Source organism: Spirosoma sp. (assembly GCF_026391055.1).
Lineage (GTDB): Bacteria > Bacteroidota > Bacteroidia > Cytophagales > Spirosomataceae > Spirosoma.
This window is the reverse complement of sequence record NZ_JAPLET010000022.1, coordinates 357,609-372,669: the sequence shown is the minus strand read 5'-3', so window position 1 is coordinate 372,669 and position 15,061 is coordinate 357,609. Positions and strand designations below refer to the sequence as shown.

Below are 15,061 nucleotides of genomic sequence, written 5' to 3'. Positions count from 1 at the left end.
GGGCATAGGCAGTGATTATGTCCGGGACAGCAAATAGCAGACAAACACCCTATAACTAACTAGCTGATAAATAGCAATTAATTGTCAGATACGGGCGTTGATTCTGCTGATTTCCGCGACGGCGTTTCTGCCTGTCCCGTTTCCTTTCCTTCAGCTTTGGGTCCTCGCCGACGCTTTTTACGACGCTTAGGTTTGTCCGACGGTTCGCCAGCAGGAGCAGCGCCACCAACGGGCAGTACGGCTTCGGTAGCCGCAACAGCTTTTGGTTCAGTGGCTACAGCCGCATCGGTTGTCCGTGGCTGCCCGTTTCTGGCGTCGTTCCGGCGCTCGCCCTGACTACGGTCGCTACCACTACGGTCGCTACCACTACGGTCGCTACCACTACGGTCGTTACCACTACGGTCGCTGCTACTATCCCGACGCCCGTCGCGCCGTCGTCCACCTTTCCCGGCGGCATTGGCACCGCGAGCGTTTCCACCCCGCGAGCTATCGCCCCGGCGGCCACTGAACCGTTTCGGATCGAACACCGGCGACTTGCCCATGCCCAGTTCTTCGGTAATGGCTTGTTTGTCTACTTCGCGCTCGATGAGCTTTTCAATACTAACGATCCGGTTCTGGTCCTGATCGCTTACGAACGTAATGGCTGTTCCGGTCGTAGCCGCCCGTGCCGTTCGGCCAATCCGGTGAACGTAATCTTCGGCATCGCGGGGAATGTCATAATTCACCACGTGCGTGAGGTTGTCGATGTCGATGCCCCGCGAGAGAACATCGGTGGCAACTAAGATCGGGAATGCCTTATTTTTAAAGTCCCGCAGAACCACCTCTCGGTCGTCCTGCTCCAGGTCAGAGCTAATGCCACGAGCTTCGTAATTAAGCTTGCTCAAGGCACGAACGATGCTGTTGACTTCTGATTTACGGGAGGTAAACAGAACCATGCTCTGCACCGGCTTTGTGCTATTTTTAATTAAATGGGCCAATAGGGGCAGCTTCTGATTGTCGAACGCCATATAAAACTGCTGGTCGATACCCGCAGCCGGTTTCGAAACAGCCAGCCGGATTTCTTCGGGGTCGGTCAAAAGCTTCTTCGAAAACTCCCGGATTTTGTTCGGCATGGTTGCTGAGAAAAGCAGCGTTTGGCGTTTGCCGGGAATCTTCTCAACGATATTCATGATATCGTCTGAGAAACCCATATCCAGCATCTTATCGGCCTCGTCGAGCACCAGATAATCTATCTTATCAAACTTGACATAGCCAAGCTGCATGTGGGCGATCAGGCGTCCGGGTGTGGCAATGATGATATCGGCTCCGGTTTCGAGGGCTTTCCGTTGTTTATCCCAATCGTCGCCTTTACCTCCGCCGTAAATGGCAATGCTGTTGGCCTGGACGAAATAGCCAAAGCCTTCAACCTGCTCGTCGATCTGTTTGGCCAGCTCACGTGTGGGTACCAGAATGAGCGTGCTGGTATGGTCGTGGTCGGTATGAGATATTTTGTCGAGAAGCGGAATAAGGTAGGCCGCCGTTTTACCGGTACCCGTCTGCGCACTGGCGATCAGGTCTTTTCCGGCAAGGATTGTTGGGATAGCCATCTCCTGAATGGGAGTGGCTTTTAAGTAATTCATGGCGTCCACTCCGGCCAGCAGGTCGTCGTGGAGATTAAATTCCTGAAATGTCAAGGTTACAGCTGAATGATGGTGAAAAACCGCTGACCTTAACTTCCGGGCCAGCAAACCGCTTGATTTGAAACAAATATAACGAAAAAGCCGTACAAATTCCGCATTTTCAGGCCTATCTATACCAGAGGATTACGTAATTGGAAGTGCATCATAACCAACTTAGGTGGATACCGACATCATACATTTATAAATTCATGTTACTGCGTATATACATCTGCTATCATTTACCTAATATCGATATTTACTAAATCTTAAGTATAATTTTATATATTTAAGTTATACTTAATTTCTCTTAGCTCTTAACAGTGCTATTGTTGTTACTCAAACCTTAAACATTGAATCCGTCCTAAACGCCTGTCTCGATCAGGAAAGCCTGCTTACCTACAGCTCCACAGCTTCATTTACTCCCGATAATGTCTTTACTTACCGTCGAAGTACGCGATTATTACGAAGTCCCGTCCATCAATTATGAGTTCGACGCCGTTCTGGACAATGGCCTCCTGAAAGCAACCATACCGACCACTGAATCCGCATAGGCGAATTATACGGGCTCTCACTATTCCGTCCGGATACGGTCCAGCGCGCCCGCTACCCTGAGCGATCATGCGGGTTTATTACGTTGCCATCCGGGCCAAGCCCACGGTCGAATTTACGACGGAAAGCCGCACCATTTCGCTTGGTCAAAACGTAGATATGGGAGTTAAATTTCAGGGGCAGCCCCCGCTTAGTGCGCTCTTGAGTGATGGAACGGTTCTGCGCTCCGACTATTACTCGGATTACCCGGCGTTGACCACTATTCGTCCTGGCCGGACCACTACATACACCGTTCAGCCCTTCCAGACGGGCTGTGGGTCTGTTCCGGTCAAAACAGCAAGCAGCGTTGTTATAACCGTCGGTCCGGGAATTACCATCGACTCGGTCATCCAGGGACCCATTTGCGAAGGGCTGACCCTGCGAATCGCCGGCCAATCGTCAGAAAGCAACATCGCTGCTACCAACAGAAAGTGGCGCTACTACGCTCGATATGTATCCCGGCGGTAAGTGTTCTCATCCTGTCCGGGCACATTGTACGTGAACCCGAAATCGAAGACGGTTTATGCCATTCAGGCAGTTATAAATACCTACGGACACGGAACTGCTTCGGGCGAGATTTCCGTACGCATCAAACCGACCTTATCACTCAGTGCGAACAGCAATTCTTTCTGTACAGGCACTAAAATACCCGTCACCTACAGTGCTCAGGGCGACTTTGAACCGGGTAACCGAATCCGAATCGGCTTAGTGGAAGGAACCACAGTGCGCTGGCTCGATTCTACCGCTACTACCTAGGGGACTTTTCAGGTTAGTTTGCCGGGCAGTTTAACGGCGGTAGGCTCCTACACATTGAAACTGGCTTCGACCAATCCGGTGCAGGAGCCCCAGATGAGTTTCTTGCTGGCATCGGCCCCCGTCGTTAAATTGGGGGAAAATGCCAGCATCAACCCCCAGCAAAGCGCCATTATTCGCTTAACATCAAATCAGTTGGTAAGCGGGAATGGCATCTCCATTCGATATGCATTAGCTACGGGTAAGTCGGGGGAATTTTACCCCGAGTCGTCCGGCTTTGATCTAACCGTCAGACCAACCCAAACTACGACCTATCAACTGGTATCTATATCGAACTTTTGCGGGACAGGTCAGTTTTCAGGTGCAGCGAAAATAACTGTCAACCCACCAACCGACCGCCAGATAACGACTCTGGAGGTCAACGGCTTCTCAACAATTTGTTCGAATGACACCCTACGGGTAACGTTCGACACAAAGGGGACCTTCTCGGCAACGAATCGCGTTACAGTACAACTGTCCGATTCGACCGGCACTCAGTTCAGCGACCTGACTACGTTTGTCACATCAAGCCCATTAAAAGCGCTGGTTCCTGCTATTATGCCACGTGGCTCTTTTATCGGGTACGGGTTATTGCGCTGGACGCTGGTGTAAGCAGTTCGACCAACATCGCCCCTCTCCTGCTACGGTTTGCGGCAACAGCCGCATTTGAATCGGCGACAATTGGCTTCACACCGGGAAAGCCCGTAATGCTGAAAATTAATCTGACGGGCGACGCCCCTGGACAATCCGGATCGGGAATGAGTTCAATCCCGTTAGTACGTTATACGCGAGCAATACACCTTACCCGATTGATTTATCACCAACGGTGGCCTCAACTATTTACAAATTATATCAGGTAACCAACGGTTGCGGGTTAGGAAAAATAGCAGAACCTTCTGTGGTTCAGATCAGTGTGCTGACGGCCACTGATCCAGCTTTGGAAAAACAGTTTGCAGTGTACCCGAATCCGACCAACTGCTGGGTAAATATTCGGCAGGACAGAGCAACAACCCCCTATCGTCTTCGGGTAACGGACCCGAAAGGAAATGTACTTTAATAGAAAAGTACGGCAAAAGAGATTGACGGAGAAGACCTGTCCTTACTCCCAACCGGCGTATATTTGCTGACTATTGAAACCGATAAATCCAGTGCGATTTTTCGCATTTTGAAACACTGACGAGTTCGGTCAACGGGTATTGGTCCTGTTCCGGACTGCTGCCTGTGCCGCAACCTTTGCCCGGTAATGAAAAAACGACTACTACTGCCCCTGTTTTGTTTACAAGCCTGTATCCAATCCGTTTCTGCCCAAATGTCAACCCCCTCACTGGAAGATACCCTTCAACTCAATGAGGTGATGGTTCGGGGATACGCAACCAACCGCCGATTACTGGAAACACCGGCTTCGATCGGACTCCTGTCGCGCCGTGACCTGAACCAGCGTTTTGGTACGCCAACGCTGGTGCCGGCACTCAATACCCTGCCGGGTGTTCGGGCCGATGAACGGTCACCGGGGAGTTACAGGCTGGCCATTCGGGGCAGTGCCATTCGCTCACCGTTCGGGGTGCGGAACATCAAGACCTACTGGAATGAACTGCCGCTTACCGACGCGGGAGGCAACACGCCCCTCAACGCGCTGGATGTGCGGGCACTGGGACGCATTGAGGTCATCAAAGGGCCGTCCGGCAGTTTGTACGGAGCGGGTACAGGAGGCACCATTCTGTTCAGCGGTCTGGGTGTACCGGCGGGTCAAACCAGTGTGGAAGTATCGGCCCTGGGCGGCAGCTACGGCTTGTACGGCAATGGAATTTCGATACAGACCGGCAAAAACAACTCGGCCATTTCGCTCAACTATAATCATTTACAATCCGACGGCTATCGCGACCAGAGCGCCGTAGTGCGGGACAATCTGAGTCTGGTAGGTTCGTTCAACGTCAGTCCCAAACGAACCATTTCGGTGCTGGCCTTATATTCAGACTTACATTACCAGACACCGGGTGGCCTCAACGAAGCGCAGTTTCGGGCGAATCCCAGAGCTTCGCGCTTTGCCACCGCTACCTTACCCAGTAGTGCCGCCCAACAGGCCGGTATCTATCAGAAAGTCGGCTACCTGGGCTTCTCGCACGAATACCGCTGGAACGACCGGATACAAAACACCACCGTTATCTACGGCTCTACCACCGACTTCGCCAATCCGTTCATTACCAACTACGAAAAACGCACCGATCAGGGGCTTGGCGGTCGCACCGTTACCCAGATCCGCTTCCCTAACGGTCCTGTGCCAACCGTCGTTACGGTCGGGGCCGAATACCTGCGCAACTTCACCGTAGACCGTAATTTCGGCAACCGGGGCGGCATTGCCGATACCATCCAGACCGACGAAGAACTCATTGCCCGGCAGTCGACGGTTTTCCTGCAATCCGAAACCGAGTTGCCCGCACGCTTCCGGCTCACGGCGGGCCTGAGCCGCAATGATATTCGGTATGGCTTTACCCGATTTTCAACGCGGGCGGCCGGTGGTGCCCCAGCCATTCCTCTGACCCGAAACTTCACACCGGTCTGGCTACCACGCGTTGCGTTACTGCGCACCTTCGGTCAGAACGTGTCGGCATTTGCCAGTATCAGCACCGGCTATTCGGCCCCATCGACACAGGAAGTACGGCCTTCTACGGGTGGCTTCAATACTACGCTGAACGCCGAACGGGGAACGAGTTATGAGGTGGGCTTACGAGGGTCGGCTTTCCGAAGCCGGTTACGGTTCGATATTGCGGCTTATCAGTTCCGGCTAACCGAAACGATTGTTCGCCGGTCGGACGCAGCCGGTGCCGAGTTCTTCGTCAATGCAGGCCGAACCGATCAACGGGGACTGGAGGCTCAGTTGAGCTATGATTTTCTTTCGCCCGCTTATTACACATCACCAACGGCTTTTTTCTCGCTCGTACGGCTCTGGAACAGCCTGACTCTCACCGAATACCGGTTCCGGGATTACAAACAGGGAACGGCGGATTTATCCAACAACAAGGTTCCGGGCGTAGCGCCTACGACTAACGTAACAGGCATTGATGCCGAGACAAAAGCGGGAATCTACGCACACGTTACGTACCAGTTCCTGTCGCCTTTCTACCTTAACGATGCCAATACTGTACTTGCTGACCCCACTCAGTTACTTCAGGCCACACTAGGCTTCCGGCATTCACTTGGCAAAAACTGGACAGTTGATGTGTACGCCAGTGGCGACAATCTGCTGGACCGAACCTATTCGTTAGGCTACGACCTGAACGCCGTTGGTAACCGGTACTATAACGCGGCCCCCGCCAGAAACGGTGTTGGTGGCGTTCGGTTGCGGGTGAAATGGTGATGACGCCAGTAAACATGCTAACTGTCAAGAACTTTACCAAAGCCTACAGTAGTCAACCTGTGCTGACGGTACCCGAACTACAGCTTTCGGCGGGCTTTCACTATTTCCGGGGCGGAAACGGATCGGGGAAAACGACGTTTTTCCGGACCGTAGCCGGGCTGCTACCCTTTTCAGGAAACGTTTTGCTGAACGGCAAATACGACGTTAATCGCGATCCAGTGGCGTATCGAATGCGGGTCAACTATGCCGAAGCGGAGCCCGTTTACCCGACTTTTCTGACTGCCCGCGACCTGACCGGCTTTGTTGGTAAAGCGAAGAAAGCACCTGCCGGGCAAATTGAATCGCTGGCAAAGCTGCTTGGCGTCGATACCTTCTGGACGCAGCCGACCGGCCAGTTTTCAAGTGGTATGCTTAAGAAGCTATCTCTGCTGCTGGCCTTTCTGGGCACGCCCAGCCTGGTACTCCTCGATGAACCCCTAACGACCTTAGACGTTGCCACGGCCGAAAAACTGTTCGACTACATCCGGCAACTTCGCACGGAGCAGAACGTTTCGTTCCTGCTTACCTCCCATCAGGACATCAGCTTGACGGGCCTACCGTTAACCGGCACCTGGGAGGTTGGCAACGGGATTATCTCTCCCACAACCTGAACCCGGCTATGCTGACCGTACTAAACCGGGTTTTTGTGAGTGCTTTCTACGCCAGAAATGCGGGTACCTTTCTGGTAATTATCCTGCTTGCCTTTGGTTTTTTGAGTGCCGTGGAGCACAAAGCGCTAATTACAGCGGCCCTTGGTTCGCCCTTGCTGCTGGCCCTCATCTTTGGGCTATGGGGCCTTTACCTACTTAAAACTGTGTCGTTTATCCAGCAGGAATTAACCGCTCCGGAGCACTTGTTTCTGCAAACGTTCTGGCTAATCCCCACCCCTGCCCGATTGGCCATGTGGTTTGGTGTGCAACTGGCACTTCTTTTTCCCATTATCGCTTATGGCGGATGGATGATTCAGATTGCCAGTGTGTATAAGCGGTGGGGTTCCCTAACGGCTATTGCTCTCGTTCTGGCAGGACTAACAGCTACGGGCGTTGCGTTGGTCGACTATCGGCTCAAACACCCAAACCCCGAATCGTTCCGGCTCCCGCATCTGGCCATTTCACTCCGATACGAATTATTTTTCCCGACTTATTGGCTGCGGCACGAACCCCTTTCACTGGTACTGACAAAGGTATTTTCGTGTCTATTACTGGTAGGTGTCTGTCGGTTGTACCCCACGGATGATTATGATCAGCGCTTGCTCCTGATTGGATTGCTGCTAGCTGTCCTGGGTCATTCACAGGTGGGCAGTCAGGTAAGTGCGTTTGAACACAAGTACCTGCTTCTATTACCCAATCTGCCCTTTTCGCGATTACAGCGTTTCGGCCGGTACACGCTCATGTACGGGCTTATCTGGCTGCCCGAATTGTTTATTCTGCTGCGCAACTGCCCCACCGACATCCGGCTGGATTATGTCGTCTGGCTTTGGCTAACGGGCTGGGGCTGGATTCTACTACTGCACGCACTAGCCTATCCCCAAACCATCAATCCCGAACGCTGGCTGTCGGGCATTCTGGCCGGTTTCATTGGCGGCTTACTACTCATTATGTTTTCCCTGCCGGTTGGTATCTGGCTGGCGTTGGGCTGGTTAGGCGCATTGGGGTACTGGCATTGGTCATTTGAGCAACGCTAATCCGATTTTAGAATATGTGCCGGGTTCTTACGGGCGGCCTTCAGCGTTTGCGAACCGATCAGCAAAAAAGCCAGTCCCATAACGACGACCACGCCGAGAAGAAGCTCGCCCAGCCCGATGGGTTGATGGTAGGCGAAATTGACCAGGATCACTTTGTCGAAAAAGAGATAGGTAGCCGGCAACGCGATCAGGGCTGCCATTGTCAGAAGCCCTAAAAATCCCCGGCTCAACAGATAGATCAAACCCTCTTCACTGGCTCCCAACACCTTACGAATGCTGATTTCCTTTAGTCGGGTTTCGGTCGTGAACACAACCATACCAAACAAACCCAGCGAAGCGATGCATATAGCCAGAAAGGCAATGAAACCAATCACCTTGAGCATAACAGAGAATTGGGCATATGCCTCTTCGATCTGATCATCGTAGAACTTGGCATCCAGCGGATGAACCTTATCTATCTTTCGCCAGGCATTGTCAATACTGGCCAGGGTTGCCGGTAAATCGGCAGAGGAAACTTTTACGTTCAGGTAGCCCCATGGTTCATCTGCCGAGTAGCGAAAAATAACGGGTTCGATCTTCTTCTCTACCGAGCCGTAATGAAAATCTTTTAGCACACCAACGATGGCAAGTTTTTTACCATCTACCGTTAAAAATTTACCGAGAGCGTTCTCCGGTTTTTTGTTCGCTATGTTAAACCGCTTCAATACCTGTTCATTGACAATGACTTCAGTCTCCTCTCCTTTCTTTGGCCGTAGTGTAAAGTTCTTTCCAGCGATAAGTTTGTGGTTATGAACGGGTAAATAATGTTCATCGACCTGGTTTAGCCAAACCATTGCGGAGTCCTGGGGATTGATGTATTTTGCATTTGTTCCATGGATGCTCCCCAGGCTGGTTACCATCATTGATTGAGAAATTTCAAGGATTCCGGGAATCTCAGCCAGTTCTTTTTTCAATAAATTCCCTTTGTTCTGCTGCAACCGGACGTTTAGAATATTATCGGTCGTGAACCCCAGATCGAAGGTTATAAAACCTCGATATTGATTGTACCCGATTAAGGTTGTCGCAATAAAAATCAGCGACAACGTATACTGAATCACAATCAATGCCTTACGCATACTGACATGCCGGAATACTTTTATGGTTGATGCATCTTTTATTACCTGAAGGGCATTGACCCGTGAGAAAAACAGGGCAGGCAAAAAACCTGCTATAAGCCCAACAGCCGTTGCAAGACCTAAAAAGTAAAGAATGAGTTTGTAAGAAATTTCAAGCGAAACAAGCTTTTCCACGTAGGAAGCGAGCGATAAGAACTGAGTTCGTAAAAACAGGAAAATAACAAATGAAAACACGAATGCCAGCAAGGCAACGATCACCGATTCGGCCAGAAACTGCCCCAGCACATGCCCTCTTAGGGCACCAATAATTTTACGAACGCCCACCTCACGCGAGCGTCTCAGCGAACGGGCAATGGAGAGATTGGTATAGTTGAAACAGGCAGAAAGAATAATCACAAAGGCCAGCCCGGATAGTATCCAAACCACAATGGGCACCATAGTCGGGCCAATTGAGTTGGATAATCGCCTGCCCAATGCGACCTCCTTGAGAGGTTGAAGCGCAATCGTTATCTTCACATTCTTATTAGCCGCATTTTCCAATGTACTAAGTTTAGTCAATGTTGCATTTAACGGATCTGGCGTAGCTTTTTCAGCCAAAACGATATACACATAGTTTTGCCATATATTTTCCCAGCTTAAAAAATTGGGATCGGCTTTGGTTTGCTGTGCCTCTGCCGTAGAAAAGGAAACGAGCGCGTCGAATTGCAGGTGCGAAAGTTTAGGGACGTCTTTTGCTACTCCCGTTACCAAGTAATTGAGGGTGTCAAATCGTATAGTCTTTCCCAGTGGGTCGGCATTGCCAAATAATTTTTCCGCCGTTTTTTCCGTCAGCACCAGAGAATATGGATTTTTGAGGGCTGTAGCAGGATTCCCTTTAAGTAACGGAAAGGTAAATACCTTAAAAAATGATTCATCTGCCCATAAAGCGTCAAGCGGTATTGTCGATTCACCAACGTGAGCATCCCCCGAAAATCCGTTTCGCAGTATGGTCAACGCGTCTATGCCAGCAGCCGTTTGTCGAATTTTTTTACCAGCCCTAACCGACGTGGAAGCAAAATCCATGACCGGCTGATCAAGGTTCTGGTACGTCGTTGTGACCCGATAAATCCGATCTTTCTTCGTATGAAAGTCATCGTATGAACGTAGATCAACGATGAACGCAATGACCAGCATACCCACTGACATACTCACAGCCAATCCGAAAATATTGATAAAGGAAAACAACTTGTTGCGCATCAGGCTGCGCCGGGAGGTTTTGAGGTAGCTGCCAATCATGATCCAGTGAACGAAGAGGTTGATAAAATCGGGTTTGCGAAGGGTATAAAGCCGGAAGAATTTCAGTACATCAAGGCAGTAAATCAGTCGGGCTTGGCTGGCCCCTTTGGCTAGCACATTACGGTCGAAGTATTCATTCAGATCGCCCTGAAGGTCTTCCAGTAGGTCGGGCCGACAATACCAGTTGAGCAACCGCTGCGCCCAGCGGGGCGGCTGAACGGCTTCCGACTCTTTTTTTGAATGATCGTTCTGGCTGGCAAATCGTTTCATATTAACCCCTCCAGATTAAAGCCAGGAATGATTCGCCAGAGCGACTCCCGCACATCTTTCGCGTGGGTTAGCGCTATCTTACCAGCATGTGTTACCTCGTAATAGCGTTTACGCTTGCCCCCTCGTGCATTGGTCGATTCGCCCATCCGGCTTTTCACGAGTCCTTTCTCTTCCAGCCGATTTAGTACAGCATGTACAACGCCCAGCTTTGCCACCCGACCCGTATGTTTTTCCAATTCATCGCAAACCGCCACGCTGTAGGCGTCGTTGACCAGTGCCGCAATGGTCAGCAGCACCAGTTCTTCAAATTCTCCCAGGTTGGTTCCCTTCATGGGTTTACTCAATTACTTGAACATCGTATTAATTCCCTAAATGTATGTAATAGATTTCTATTAATTCATTATTTGTATGTAAAATATTTTTTCGTTGCTCATTAAGAAACGTGATACCTTGCCGATTGAAAATTATTGGTGCGAATAATAACAAAGTATCTACAAACCAATGGCCGAGTCTTCCATGTTCGATGTTGTTGTTTTTGGTGCTACCAGTTTTGTAGGCCAGATCATCACACACTATTTATTCGATGAGTGTGGTGTTGGCCGGTCGGTGAAGTGGGCGATTGCGGGCCGGTCCGAATCGAAGCTTTTAGCTTTACGTGATTCTCTGGGCGACATGGCTCACCATCTACCGGTCATCGTGGCCGATGCCCAGTCAGAAGAAACGTTAAAGTCGCTTTGTACTCGAACCCGTGTAGTTATCTCGACGGTCGGGCCATATGCGTTGTCTGGCGAACCGCTGGTAAAAGCCTGCACGGAAACGGGTACGGACTGTTGCGACCTGACCGGTGAAGTGCACTGGGTAAAACGAATGATTGACCGCTACGAACCCCTGGCCAAACAAAGCGGAGCCCGCATTGTGCATTGCTGCGGGTACGATTCCATCCCATCCGATATGGGCGTTTACTACCTTCAACAACAAGCGAAAGGCCATTTTGGCACAGCCTGCTCAACGGTAACAATGCGGGTGAAAGCGGTCAAAGGTGGTGCATCGGGTGGTACGATTGCCAGTGTGCTCAACCTGGTAAAGGAGGCTTCTACAGATGCGGCTCTGCGCAAAGAGTTGGCAAACCCCTATAGTATTTGTCCGCCGGTTGATTATAAGCGCCCTAAACAGACCCCTATACTTTCCGTAAAATATGATGAGGATGCCAACGCCTGGATGGCTCCTTTTGTGATGGCGGCTGTTAACGAGCAAGTGGTTCAGCGCTCTAACGCGTTCCTGCACTATCACCCGAATTTCACCTACAACGAAGCCATGCTGACAGGAAAAGGAGTCGTTGGGTTGTTGGCATCTACAGTGGTAACGGCGGGCATTGGCGGATTTATGCTGGCCGTAGCTGCCCGCCCGCTACGGGGGTTGATCGGCCGCTTTCTACCCAAACCCGGCGAAGGCCCCAGCCCGGAAGCGCAGCGCACTGGCTTTTTTGTGCATGATGTTTACGGCAAAACGGATATCGGTCGAACGATACATGTACGCGTTTCCGGCGACCGAGACCCAGGGTACGGCTCAACGGCTAAAATGATCGCGCAGGCGGGGCTTTGTTTAGCACAGGACATTGCAAAAACGGCTAAACCCGGCGGCTTTTATACCCCGGCCGCCGGGTTTGGCCATCAACTGCTCAACCGTTTACAAGCACATTCCGGACTGTCCTTTACGGTAGTGGCCACGGATTAATGCCTGGTTATTTGGTCCAGTATGTAGCTGCTTCGTGCAGCTGTCTCGCCGGTACTTGTGCTTTTGCCAACACCGCGCAGGTCTTTGACAACCAAATCGATGAGGGGTTGCTGAACATGCTCGGGAAAGGGGATTGTGTATTCGTCCAGGCCCTTTTCGGTTTCGACCCGAATGATGAACTTCTCAAAGAAACAGAACGTGATTTTGCCTTTGGAGCCAATCAGTTGTGTCTGGTCAGTACGCTGTTCCTTATTTACCGTAAAGCACCAGCTTCCGGTGCCCAACACCCCCGATTCAAACTCGAAATTTGCCACCACAATGTCGTCGGCAGCATAAAGACCCGCCTGATTTCTGGCAAGGCCGCTGGCCGTTTTGATCGGACCGAGCGCATATTCCAGAAAATCGAACTGGTGTGACGCTAAATCATGAAAGAGTCCCCCACCCGACACCCCAGGCGATACCCGCCAGTTAGGCTGAACCTGTCCTTCAGTAATGGCTGGCGGCTGCTGCAACTGAATCAGTACACACCGGATGTCGCCGATAACGTATTGGTCAATGAGTTCTTTTACTTTCAGAAAATAAGGTAATGCCCGCCGGTAAAAAGCGACAAAGAGCGGCACACCCGTTTCGTTACTGACCCGATTCATGGTTTCACATTCAACCGCATTGAGGGCCATCGGTTTCTCGACATAGACCGGTTTACCGGCGCGCATAGCCCGAATGGCGTATTCGGCATGGCTATCGGGTGGTGTGGCTACATAGATAGCGTTAACATTAGGGTCGTTGATGAGCGCGTCTGCATCGCTGTACCAAACGGGCACATGGTGGCGGAAGGCATAATTGGCCGCTTTTTGGGCATCTCTCCGCATCACCGCTACTAATTCAGAATTGGGCACCTTATTGAAAGCAGGCCCGCTTTTCACTTCGGTCACGTCACCGCAACCAATTATACCCCATTTCACCTGATCCATAGACTTTTTCTGGCAGTTACTAACTGAACGTTTAAAGCGCATACCGCAACAAAACTATTCATCTTCTTCGCCCGTCTTATACTGGCTTCGCTGGTGGTTGTACGTCCTGCAAATATGTATTGCCACAATCGTGCTAAATCATGCGTATTCACTAGGCAATGTAGACCAATGCAAGTTTGGTTTATGTTGCTGTGGATAGATAATAAAAACGCTGACTCTTCTGGAGTCAGCGTTTTTTGTTAGGCCGAAGAGGTAGTTCTAGCTTTTCTTTTGCTTTCCCACGGCAAGCTGTTTGTCAGCTATGGCTGTAATCGCTGCCACCAGCCGATCCAGATCTTTGGGCGAGTGATAGACGTGGGGTGTTACCCGAACTCCTTTAATGTTTTCCCACTCAATTCCCACCGTATGAATTTTGTGCTGATTGAGCAATTGGCCGTCTATTTCGGAGGGTTTCATACCATCGATGGAGAACAGTGCCACAGCTCCGGCAAACTCTGGTTTAAGAGATGTATGAATGTTAACGCCGGGAATATCTTTTACCCGCTCCATCCAGTAATTTTTAAGAAAGTGAGCACGGGCAAACTTGCGGGCTGAGCCGATACTGTTATGAAAATCAACCGCCGTTCCGATGGCCATTTCGGAAGCAAACGAGCGGGTTCCCAGACTCTCAAACTTGCGAATATCCGGCCCGTCGGGCTCGTTGTTCGACAATAAAGCCCATACATTTTTAATTTTGTTCTGCCTGATATACAGCATGCCGCTGCCAAAAGGGGCAGACAGCCACTTATGCAGGCTACTTGCAAAATAGTCGCAGCCGAGGTCGGGAATCTTGAAATCGAACAAGGCGAAGGAGTGAGCGCCATCGGCAATCACCTCAATACCACGTTTGTGGGCAGCATCGGCAATCTTCCGAACGGGCATCACCTGTCCAATCCAGTTAATCATGTGCGTAACATGCACCACTTTGGTACGGGGTGTAAACGCCCGGATGTACTGCTCGGCCAGGGCGTCGTCGTCTTCGCTGGGCAGGTTCAGATCCAGGTAAACAAGCTTAATGCCGTCCCGTTTTTCGCGCTGTTTCCAGGCGTTAAGCATGTTTGGGTAATCCTGTTTTGTGAGCACGACTTCATCCCCCGCTTTTAAATTCAGTCCGAAGATGACTGTATTCAGTCCTTCGGTGGCGTTTCGGTTGATAGCGATTTCCTCCGCCGAACAGCCACCTAAATCGGCCAGTTTGCTCCGCAGGGCTTCCCGGCCCTGATCCAGAATCCGCCACATGTAATAGGACGGCGCTTCGTTGCAATACTGATAAAACCGGATGTGCGCGTCCTGTACAACTTTAGGCTGCGGACAAACGCCCCCATTGTTCAGGTTGAGCAGATTGGGCGATACAGTATACTCAGACTTTATCCAGGACCAGAAATCTTCATCCTGCGCCCATTCGGCGGCCGACTTCAGCCCGACATCGGCCGTGGCGATTGGATTGGCAAACGTTTCGGGTAAAAACTGTGGAAGCGTCAGTGCACCGGTCGCTGCGGCTGCGGTTTGGCGGAAGAAAGTCCTGCGGGTTGCCATAGTTG

Annotated in this window: 15 protein-coding genes; 10 read left to right on the top strand and 5 right to left on the bottom strand. The window is 51.0% G+C overall.

Annotated elements, in window-relative coordinates; genetic code table 11:
• Positions 1-77 precede the first annotated feature (77 nt).
• Complete coding sequence (locus NT073_RS16705) at positions 78-1,619, bottom strand: DEAD/DEAH box helicase (RefSeq protein WP_297377041.1); 1,542 nt, start codon at positions 1,617-1,619, stop codon at positions 78-80.
• Positions 1,620-2,086: 467 nt separating this feature from the next.
• Here NT073_RS16705 and NT073_RS16700 point away from each other — a divergent pair, with 467 nt between their 5' ends.
• The 9 genes from NT073_RS16700 to NT073_RS16665 all read left to right on the top strand — a co-directional run bounded on the left by NT073_RS16700 (position 2,087) and on the right by NT073_RS16665 (position 8,116).
• On the top strand, positions 2,087-2,209 hold the full coding sequence (locus NT073_RS16700; RefSeq protein ID WP_297375622.1) for a hypothetical protein: 123 nt from the start codon (positions 2,087-2,089) through the stop codon (positions 2,207-2,209).
• A gap of 67 nt (positions 2,210-2,276) precedes the next feature.
• Entirely contained in the window at positions 2,277-2,714 is a 438-nt protein-coding gene (locus tag NT073_RS16695) for a hypothetical protein (protein ID WP_297375620.1), read from the top strand.
• Between the two features lie 30 nt (positions 2,715-2,744).
• Positions 2,745-3,002, top strand: a complete 258-nt coding sequence (locus NT073_RS16690) for a hypothetical protein (protein WP_297375618.1) — start codon at positions 2,745-2,747, stop codon at positions 3,000-3,002.
• An 18-nt stretch (positions 3,003-3,020) separates the two neighbouring features.
• Positions 3,021-3,650: a hypothetical protein gene (locus tag NT073_RS16685; RefSeq protein WP_297375617.1), complete on the top strand. Its 630-nt coding sequence runs from the start codon at positions 3,021-3,023 to the stop codon at positions 3,648-3,650.
• 214 nt (positions 3,651-3,864) lie between these two features.
• Positions 3,865-4,095, top strand: coding sequence for a hypothetical protein (locus NT073_RS16680; protein WP_297375614.1), 231 nt, complete (start codon positions 3,865-3,867; stop codon positions 4,093-4,095).
• A 21-nt stretch (positions 4,096-4,116) separates the two neighbouring features.
• The gene (locus tag NT073_RS33400) at positions 4,117-4,215 is read left to right on the top strand and encodes a T9SS type A sorting domain-containing protein (protein WP_366107566.1); all 99 of its coding nucleotides are present in this window, start codon (positions 4,117-4,119) and stop codon (positions 4,213-4,215) included.
• Positions 4,216-4,281: 66 nt separating this feature from the next.
• Positions 4,282-6,393, top strand: a complete 2,112-nt coding sequence (locus tag NT073_RS16675; RefSeq protein WP_297375612.1) for a TonB-dependent receptor — start codon at positions 4,282-4,284, stop codon at positions 6,391-6,393.
• Between the two features lie 14 nt (positions 6,394-6,407).
• A complete protein-coding gene (locus NT073_RS16670; RefSeq protein WP_297375610.1) occupies positions 6,408-7,043 on the top strand; it encodes an ABC transporter ATP-binding protein in 636 nt (211 codons plus the stop codon).
• An 8-nt stretch (positions 7,044-7,051) separates the two neighbouring features.
• Complete coding sequence (locus NT073_RS16665) at positions 7,052-8,116, top strand: hypothetical protein (RefSeq protein WP_297375608.1); 1,065 nt, start codon at positions 7,052-7,054, stop codon at positions 8,114-8,116.
• Here the strand turns inward: NT073_RS16665 and NT073_RS16660 are convergent.
• Together NT073_RS16660 and NT073_RS16655 are read right to left on the bottom strand one after the other, a co-directional pair.
• Positions 8,113-10,776, bottom strand: a complete 2,664-nt coding sequence (locus NT073_RS16660; RefSeq protein WP_297375606.1) for an ABC transporter permease — start codon at positions 10,774-10,776, stop codon at positions 8,113-8,115. The two genes, NT073_RS16665 and NT073_RS16660, sit on opposite strands and share 4 nt — an antisense overlap.
• On the bottom strand, positions 10,773-11,108 hold the full coding sequence (locus NT073_RS16655; RefSeq protein WP_297375604.1) for a helix-turn-helix transcriptional regulator: 336 nt from the start codon (positions 11,106-11,108) through the stop codon (positions 10,773-10,775). The genes NT073_RS16660 and NT073_RS16655 overlap by 4 nt, the downstream gene beginning before the upstream one ends.
• Positions 11,109-11,277: 169 nt before the next feature.
• On the opposite strand from NT073_RS16655, the gene NT073_RS16650 reads away from it, so the two are divergent.
• Positions 11,278-12,510 (top strand): saccharopine dehydrogenase NADP-binding domain-containing protein, encoded by a 1,233-nt coding sequence (locus NT073_RS16650; RefSeq protein WP_297375601.1) that lies wholly within the window; start codon positions 11,278-11,280, stop codon positions 12,508-12,510.
• Here NT073_RS16650 and NT073_RS16645 read toward each other — a convergent pair.
• Positions 12,507-13,481, bottom strand: coding sequence for a Gfo/Idh/MocA family oxidoreductase (locus NT073_RS16645; RefSeq protein WP_297375599.1), 975 nt, complete (start codon positions 13,479-13,481; stop codon positions 12,507-12,509). The two genes, NT073_RS16650 and NT073_RS16645, sit on opposite strands and share 4 nt — an antisense overlap.
• A gap of 258 nt (positions 13,482-13,739) precedes the next feature.
• Positions 13,740-15,056 (bottom strand): aminotransferase class V-fold PLP-dependent enzyme, encoded by a 1,317-nt coding sequence (locus NT073_RS16640; RefSeq protein WP_297375597.1) that lies wholly within the window; start codon positions 15,054-15,056, stop codon positions 13,740-13,742.
• Between the last annotated feature and the right edge of the window lie 5 nt (positions 15,057-15,061).

What these genes read in the sequence shown, in the direction of transcription:
- NT073_RS16660 (WP_297375606.1), bottom strand. Translation starts at nt 10,776, where the DNA reads ATGAAACGATTTGCCAGCCAGAACGATCATTCAAAAAAAGAGTCGGAA.
- NT073_RS16645 (WP_297375599.1), bottom strand. Translation starts at nt 13,481, where the DNA reads ATGGATCAGGTGAAATGGGGTATAATTGGTTGCGGTGACGTGACCGAA.
- NT073_RS16675 (WP_297375612.1), top strand. Translation starts at nt 4,282, where the DNA reads ATGAAAAAACGACTACTACTGCCCCTGTTTTGTTTACAAGCCTGTATC.
- NT073_RS16695 (WP_297375620.1), top strand. Translation starts at nt 2,277, where the DNA reads ATGCGGGTTTATTACGTTGCCATCCGGGCCAAGCCCACGGTCGAATTT.
- NT073_RS16665 (WP_297375608.1), top strand. Translation starts at nt 7,052, where the DNA reads ATGCTGACCGTACTAAACCGGGTTTTTGTGAGTGCTTTCTACGCCAGA.
- NT073_RS16670 (WP_297375610.1), top strand. Translation starts at nt 6,408, where the DNA reads ATGCTAACTGTCAAGAACTTTACCAAAGCCTACAGTAGTCAACCTGTG.
- NT073_RS16650 (WP_297375601.1), top strand. Translation starts at nt 11,278, where the DNA reads ATGGCCGAGTCTTCCATGTTCGATGTTGTTGTTTTTGGTGCTACCAGT.
- NT073_RS16640 (WP_297375597.1), bottom strand. Translation starts at nt 15,056, where the DNA reads ATGGCAACCCGCAGGACTTTCTTCCGCCAAACCGCAGCCGCAGCGACC.
- NT073_RS16700 (WP_297375622.1), top strand. Translation starts at nt 2,087, where the DNA reads ATGTCTTTACTTACCGTCGAAGTACGCGATTATTACGAAGTCCCGTCC.
- NT073_RS16705 (WP_297377041.1), bottom strand. Translation starts at nt 1,619, where the DNA reads ATGAATTACTTAAAAGCCACTCCCATTCAGGAGATGGCTATCCCAACA.
- NT073_RS16655 (WP_297375604.1), bottom strand. Translation starts at nt 11,108, where the DNA reads ATGAAGGGAACCAACCTGGGAGAATTTGAAGAACTGGTGCTGCTGACC.